The sequence below is a fragment of the Gordonia sp. i37 genome (assembly GCF_002043085.1).
In the GTDB taxonomy this organism is placed as follows: Bacteria; Actinomycetota; Actinomycetes; order Mycobacteriales; family Mycobacteriaceae; genus Gordonia; species Gordonia polyisoprenivorans.
In genome coordinates, this window is the sequence record NZ_MVPX01000206.1 from 1 (window position 1) to 7,047 (window position 7,047).

The following is a 7,047-nucleotide window of genomic DNA, read 5'->3' on the forward strand; positions in this document are numbered from 1 at the left end:
CGTCGCCCGACCGTGGTCGGTCGATGCCGTCCCGCTGATCATCGACGGCGTCGAGTGGGCGGCGCTGGAGAAGGCGATCACCCAGCGGTCGATGCTGCTGGACCTGATCCTGCGTGACCTCTACCGCGACCAGCGACTGATCACCTCCGGGCTGATTCCCCCCGAGATGGTCTTCGCCCATCCCGGATACATCCGCAAGGCCGCACGTCTGGAGGTTGCCGGTCCGCATGCGCTGTTCCTGCATGCCATCGATCTCGTCCGGCGCAGCGACGGACGTTTCGTCGCCCACGCCGATCGCACGCAGGCGCCGTCGGGCATCGGTTATGCCACCGTCGACCGTCGACTGGTCTCCCGGACCTTCCCGCAGCTGTTCCAGTCGTGTGCCCCGCGCCCCATGGCGACCTTCGCCGGAACGCTGCGCTTGGCGCTGTTCGACTACGCACCGCCCGGGGTCGACGACCCGACGGTGGCCGTGCTCAGCCCCGGCAGCATGTCCGAAACCGCCTTCGACCAGGCGTATCTCGCGTCGATGCTCGGCTTCCCGCTGGTGGAGGGCGCCGATCTGACCGTGCGTGACGGTGCGGTCTACATGCGTTCGCTGGGCCGCTTCAAACGCGTCGACGTGTTGCTGCGCCGCATCGACGCCGCATACTGCGATCCACTCGACCTGCGCACCGATTCACGTCTCGGCGTCGCCGGTCTCGTCGAGGCGATCTCGCGCGGCACGGTGACCGTGGTCAACACCCTCGGCAGCGGTGTCTGCGAGAACCCCGCCCTGCACACGGTGCTCGAGGCGGCCGCGCCGGTGCTGCTCGACGAGGAGTTGGCGCTCGGGTCGATACCCACGTTCTGGGCGGGTGAGGAGCTCCAGCGATCCAAGGTGCTCGCCGAACTCGCCGACCTGTCGGTCACCAACGTGCGCACCGGCGAGGAGTTCGTCGGCCCCCTCACCGATGTGCGTACCCGCGACGACCTCGCGCGCCGCATCACCGCGCACGGCGCGGAGTGGGTCGCGCGCTCGCTGGAGGCATACTCGGTGGCGCCGACCATCACCCCCGGCGGGACCGGGCGTCCGGGTGTGGTGCGCGCCGCGCCGGTCTCGGTGCGTGCCTTCAGCGTCGCGCAGGGCCCGACGTATGCGGTGATGCCCGGCGGACTCGGGTCGGTGCTGGCCGACGGCGTGGGCGGGGCGGCACTGCAGACCGTGGCCGCCAAGGATGTGTGGGTGACCAACCCGGAGGTCGGCGGTCATGTCTCGCGTCGTTCGGAAACGCGCGGGGAGCCGGCCGAGGAGGTCATCGAGATCCGCTCGCCGCGCCCGTCGGCGGCCGAGTACGTCGACACCGCCGTCGCGGCGAGCCCGCGCGTGCTCTCCGACATGTTCTGGTTCGGCCGCTACGGCGAGCGGACCGAACTGGTGACACGCCTGACGAAGGTCGCTCGCGAACGATGCCAGGACTTCCAGTACCGGCCGTGGATGCAGGGCACCTCGGCGGTTCCGTTGTTCCTGCACGCGGTGGCGACGATCACCGGAACCGCCGAGCACCTGCGCACCGCCGACCTGCTGGTCGACGACGGCCAGCGCTCGCCCGAGCAGGTCAACGCCGCGATCATGCGCATCGTCGAGCTGACCGTCGACGCGACGGTGCCGGGCACCGTGGCCTTCGCCGTGGACCGGCTCGTCGCGGCGGCCCGCGCGGTGCGCGATCAGATGTCGACGAGTACCTGGATGGTGCTGACGTCGATGGAACGGGCGGTGGAATCGCTGGCCCGGCAGGTGGCCAGGTCAGCCGAGGTCGACCAGACCACCGGCGCGCGCACCGCGGGCATCTTCGGCGATGCGTCGCTGGATCTCGCCCCCGACCTGGCCCGCACGCACGAGGACATCATGCACGGGGTGCTGGGGCTGGTCGGGTTGCAGGCCGAGTCGATGGTTCACGACGCGGCCTGGCTGTTCATGGACGTCGGACGCCGGATCGAACGGGTCATCACCCTCGCCGATCTGACCGGGGCGCTCTTCGAGACACCCCACGAGACCGCCGTCGAACAGGCATTGTTGGAGTCCTATCTGATCGCCGGTGAGTCGGCGGTGATCTACCGCAGGCGCAGCCGTGGTCTCTACCGACTGCTCCCGGTGGCGCAGCTGTTGCTGTTCGACGAGACCAATCCGCGCGCGATGATCTATCAGCTCGACCGTATGCGCGCCGGCCTGACCGGCCTGCCCGACGCGTTGCGGTCGGCGGCGGCCGAGCGTCTCGTCGAGGAGATGACCGCCGAACTGCGACGTATCGATCCCGCCGATCTCGGCGCCGTCGGTGACGACGGCAGGCGTGGTGACCTCGTCGAATTGATGACCACGCTGCGCGAGGGGTCACGTGAATTGTCGGAGGTGCTGGCCCGCAGCAGGTTCGCGTTGCCACGACCGGCGCAGCCCATCTGGGGCTTCGGGAGAGGTGACACGTGACCGGCCCGCAACCCGTCGCGCCGACGACCCGTCGCTACCGCGTGACCCACCGCACCGTCTACACCTACGACGCAGAGGTGTCCTCGTCGTACGGGCGGTGCTACCTGATCCCGCGCGATCTGCCGCACCAGCGGGTGCTGCGCAACGACGTGAGCGTCGACCCCGAACCGGACGACCGCTCGACCGGGCTGGACGTCTACGGCAACACCGACACCTACTTCCACGTCCACACCCCGCACACCGAACTGGTGGTGACCGGGACCTCGGACGTCGAGGTCGACCCGATCGACCCGGGCCTGATCGTCAGCCCGGCGGCGCGGGTGCCCTGGGAGCAGGCCCGCCCGGCGACCCTCGGCCCGCAACTGGCGACGGAGTTCACCCTCGATCTCGATCCGCCGGAGATCACCGAGGCGGTCACCGAGTACGCGGCCACCGTGTTCACCCCCGACCGGCCGCTCATCGAGGCGGTGACCGACCTGACGACCCGCATCTACCGCGACTTCACCTACAAATCGGGGTCGACCGCGATCAGCACTCGTGTCGACACCGTCATGGCCCGCCGCGAAGGCGTGTGCCAGGACTTCGCCCGGGTGGCCATCGCCGCCTTGCGCTCGGTCGGGCTCGCCGGCCGCTACGAATCGGGGTATCTGGCGACCGATCCGCCCCCGGGGCGCGAACGCATCTTCGGCGCCGACGCCAGCCATGCGTGGGCGGCGGTCTGGCTCCCCGACGGTCGCTGGCTGCCTTTTGATCCGACCAACGACAAACTCGTCGACGAACGGCATGTCACCGTCGCCTGGGGTCGCGACTACGACGACGTGCCGCCGCTGCGCGGGGTCATCTACACCGATGCCACACGCAGCGAGATCAAGGTATCGGTCGACGTCAGCCCGGTCGACGCGGACTCCGACGCACCGCCGGCCCCGGTCCGTCCGGACGTCGCCGCCGACACCGGAACCGCGTGAGGTTCGCCGAGGCCGGGTACCCCGCGTGCGCGCTCGGATGTCCTCCGATCGGTCACGAAACCCCAACGGCCGGTGACGACTGTCGGTGGCATTCGGTACCGTGGGAGTTGCCATGACGGTCATCACAGAAAGCCGCATCACCAGCGTGGTGCGTGCCGCAGAGGCCCTGTTGTCGCATCGAGCCGGTTCGCCGGTCGTGCTCGCCGAACCGGAGGATCTCGGAGGAAGCGGGCGCACCATCGTGGTGCGCGTACGCGTCGCCCAGAACCCCCTGTCGATGGACCGCACCCTCGTCATCAAAGCGCTCCCCGAGCACGAGGATCCGCACGCGTTCCACCGCGAGATCGCGTCGTACAAGTACGCGACGGCACTGCCCATCGAGTCCCGACCGGGGCCCCAGCTGATCGCCTCCGACCCGGACGCGCGGCTCATGGTGCTCTCCGATCTCGGCCGCGGCAACGCGATGACCACCCTGCTCGGTGGCCTCGACGTCGTCGAGATCTCCCGTGCGGTGAGCGCGTGGGGTCAGGCGCTCGGTCGCATGCACGCGGCCACCGTCGGCGGCGAGGTCGACTTCGACGCATTGGTCCGCCGCGGGCCCTCGGGGACCGAGGGGCGCGACCTGCTCGGCGAGGAGGCCCGACGCGCGGTCCGGATCGCACGAACGCGAGCCGCCGACCTCGGGGTGGAGATGGGTTGCGCGGTCGTCTCCGCGCTCGAGGGGGCGTGCACCCTGTTCGACGAGGGCGATCATCGTGCGTTCAGCCCGTCGGATGTCGGTCCGGAGAACATCCTGCTCAACGAGGCCGGCGTGCAGTTCATGGACTACGAGTGGGGCGGGTTCCGCGACGCGACCCTCGATATCGCCTACGCGCTGGTGACCTTCCCGGCGCAACTCGGCCCGCATGCGCTCGAACGTCGCGACCAGCTCGAGACCGCGATGGTCGACGCGTGGCGTTCGGAGGTGCACACCATCTGGCCGGCGCTGCGCCGCGACGGCGATCTGCAGCGCAAGCTGGTCGTCGCCCGGCTGCTGTGGGCGTGGCTGTCGACGGTGTGGTTGCTGCCCGAGGAGGATGCCGACCTCACATCGGCGGACCCGGCAGGACCGCAGGAGTTCGCGACCGCCGACCACGCGCACGACTGGGCACTGCATTCCAACGATCCACGCGTGATCGTCGCGAGGTGGTCGGACCTGGCCGCGTCCGCGCGATCGGTCAACGCCGACGTCGCCGATTTCGCCGCCGCGATCGGTGTTGCGCTGCACCGGGTCTGGCTGTCCTGACGCGGGAATGAACGGACTTTTCGACACTCCCGATCCCGCGTCACCCAGCAGCGGACCCCCCGTCGGCGTCTCGGCACCGCTCGCCGTCCGGATGCGGCCCCGCTCACTCGACGAGATCATCGGGCAGACCCATCTGCTGGGTTCGGGGTCGCCGTTGCGTCGGCTCATCAACGGTTCCGGTGCGGCGTCGGTCCTGCTCTACGGCCCGCCGGGCACCGGCAAGACCACGATGGCGTCGCTGATCTCCACCGCGGCCGGCGGCCGGTTCGAGGCGCTGTCGGCGTTGTCGGCGGGGGTCAAGGAGGTGCGGGCGGTCATCGAGGTTGCCCGCCGACGACTCGTCGACGGCGAGCAGACCGTCCTGTTCATCGACGAGGTCCATCGATTCTCCAAGACCCAGCAGGACGCGTTGCTCGACGCCGTCGAGAACCGGATCGTGTTGCTGGTGGCCGCCACCACGGAGAATCCGTCCTTCTCGGTGGTCTCGCCGCTGTTGTCGCGTTCGCTGGTGTTGCGATTGCGGTCGTTGACCGACGACGACATCCGCGAGGTGCTCCGCCGGGCGGTCACCGACGAGCGAGGACTCGGTGGGGCGGTTCGCGTGACCGACGCCGCCTACGATCACCTCGTCGCCGTAGCCGGTGGCGACGCCCGACGTGCCCTGACCGCCCTGGAGGCCGCCGCCGACGTCGTGTCCCAGGATCGGTCCGATCCCGATGCGCAGGGCGACGCGAGCGAGATCCCGGCGGTGGATCTCGCCGACGTGGAAGCGGCCATCGACAAGGCCGCGGTGCGCTACGACCGCGACGGCGACCAGCACTACGACGTCACCTCGGCGTTCATCAAGTCCATCCGCGGGTCCGACGTGGACGCCGCGCTGCACTATCTGGCGCGGATGATCGCCGCGGGGGAGGACCCGCGATTCATCGCGCGGCGGTTGATGATCCACGCCAGCGAGGACATCGGGATGGCCGACCCGATGGCCCTGCAGACCGCCGTTGCCGCCGCGCAGGTGGTCGCCCTGGTCGGGATGCCCGAGGCGAAATTGGCTCTGACGCAAGCCACCATCCATCTCGCGACCGCTCCGAAGTCGGCCGGCGTCGTCGGCGCGATCGGAGCCGCGCTGGCCGACGTCGAGGCCGGTAAGGCCGGCGCAGTACCGCCTCATCTGCGGGACAGCCACTACGCCGGCGCGAAGAAGATGGGCAGCGGCGTCGGCTACCGCTACCCGCACGATGACCCAGATGGTGTTGTGCCGCAACAGTATCCGCCGGACGAGCTGGTCGGCGTCGACTACTACCAGCCGACCGACCACGGCTTCGAACGCGAAATCGGGCCGCGGGTGGGCAAATTGCGGTCGATCATTCGACGGGCAACCTCGAAGCGACGCTGATTCGCGGACCGGTTCTGACCGCAATGGTTCCTACCGTCGTCGTCACAGGGGATCTCCCCACCGAGACGAGCCGAAGGAACACTTACCATGTCGATCACCGAAACCGTTGGGGGAGTGCAGGACCCACCTGCCTTGAGCGCCCGTGCCCGCACAGTGGCGCTGCTGTGCCTGTTGACCGCGTCGTTCATGGAACTGATGGACGCCACCGTGGTCAACGTCGCGCTGCGCACCATGCAGTCCGATCTCGGGCTGTCCGCGGCGGCGTTGCAGTGGATTGCCGCCGGGTACCCGCTGGCGTACGCGTCGGGACTGGTGCTCGGCGCGCGACTCGGCGATCGTTACGGGCGGCGCCGGTTGTTCGTGGTCGGGCTGGCCGCCTTCGGTGCCGCCTCGTTGGCGTGCGGCCTCGCCGCAGATCCGGCGTCGCTGGTCGCCTTCCGATTCCTTCAGGGACTCGCCGCGGCCCTGATGGTTCCACAGGTGCTCACCTGCATCCAGGTGTTGTATCCGCCCGCGCAGCGGGGTACCGCCATGGGGATGTTCACCTCCGTGATCGGGTTGGCCGCCGTGGCGGGCCCGCTGCTCGGCGGCGTCATCACCGCAGGTGACTGGTGGGGGATGTCGTGGCGGCCGATCTTCCTCATCAATGTCCCGATCGCCGTCCTGGCGATCCTGGCCGCTCGCGCGTTCCTCCCGGAGTCCAAGGCGCAGGTGCCGGCCCCGATCGTCGTCAGGTCGGCGGTGCTGCTCGGCGCGGGGCTGGCGAGCCTGATGGTTCCGATCACCGTGGGTCCCGAACATGGCTGGCCTGCATGGGGATTCGGATGTATGGCGCTCGGGGTGGGTTTGCTGGCCGAATTCGGTCGTCGGCAGTGGACCTCGGCGCGGCGCGGTGTGGAGCCGATGGTGCCCCCGGCGGTGTTCGCCACCCGGTCGTTCC

General features: G+C 69.6%; 5 protein-coding genes. All 5 read left to right on the forward strand.

All coding sequences use genetic code 11. The features are described from left to right. Window positions 1–2,464: circularly permuted type 2 ATP-grasp protein (locus B1964_RS09495; RefSeq protein WP_079929601.1), on the forward strand; the 2,464-nt coding region annotated here is incomplete at its 5' end. Beyond that, a complete protein-coding gene (locus B1964_RS09500) occupies window positions 2,461–3,429 on the forward strand; it encodes a transglutaminase family protein (protein ID WP_006370233.1) in 969 nt (322 codons plus the stop codon). The genes B1964_RS09495 and B1964_RS09500, both read left to right, overlap by 4 nt. 112 nt (window positions 3,430–3,541) lie before the next feature. Next, window positions 3,542–4,714 carry a hypothetical protein gene (locus tag B1964_RS09505; RefSeq protein WP_006370234.1) on the forward strand — a complete coding sequence of 391 codons (1,173 nt, stop codon included), beginning with the start codon at window positions 3,542–3,544 and terminating at the stop codon, window positions 4,712–4,714. Between the two features lie 7 nt (window positions 4,715–4,721). Continuing rightward, window positions 4,722–6,107: a replication-associated recombination protein A gene (locus B1964_RS09510; protein ID WP_079929602.1), complete on the forward strand. Its 1,386-nt coding sequence runs from the start codon at window positions 4,722–4,724 to the stop codon at window positions 6,105–6,107. A gap of 87 nt (window positions 6,108–6,194) precedes the next feature. Then, the coding region (locus B1964_RS09515; RefSeq protein ID WP_139765683.1) for an MFS transporter at window positions 6,195–7,047 on the forward strand (853 nt) is incomplete at its 3' end.

Excerpts from the sequence above, each read along its gene's own strand:
- B1964_RS09510 (WP_079929602.1), top strand. The coding sequence starts at position 4,722 with ATGAACGGACTTTTCGACACTCCCGATCCCGCGTCACCCAGCAGCGGA.
- B1964_RS09505 (WP_006370234.1), top strand. The coding sequence starts at position 3,542 with ATGACGGTCATCACAGAAAGCCGCATCACCAGCGTGGTGCGTGCCGCA.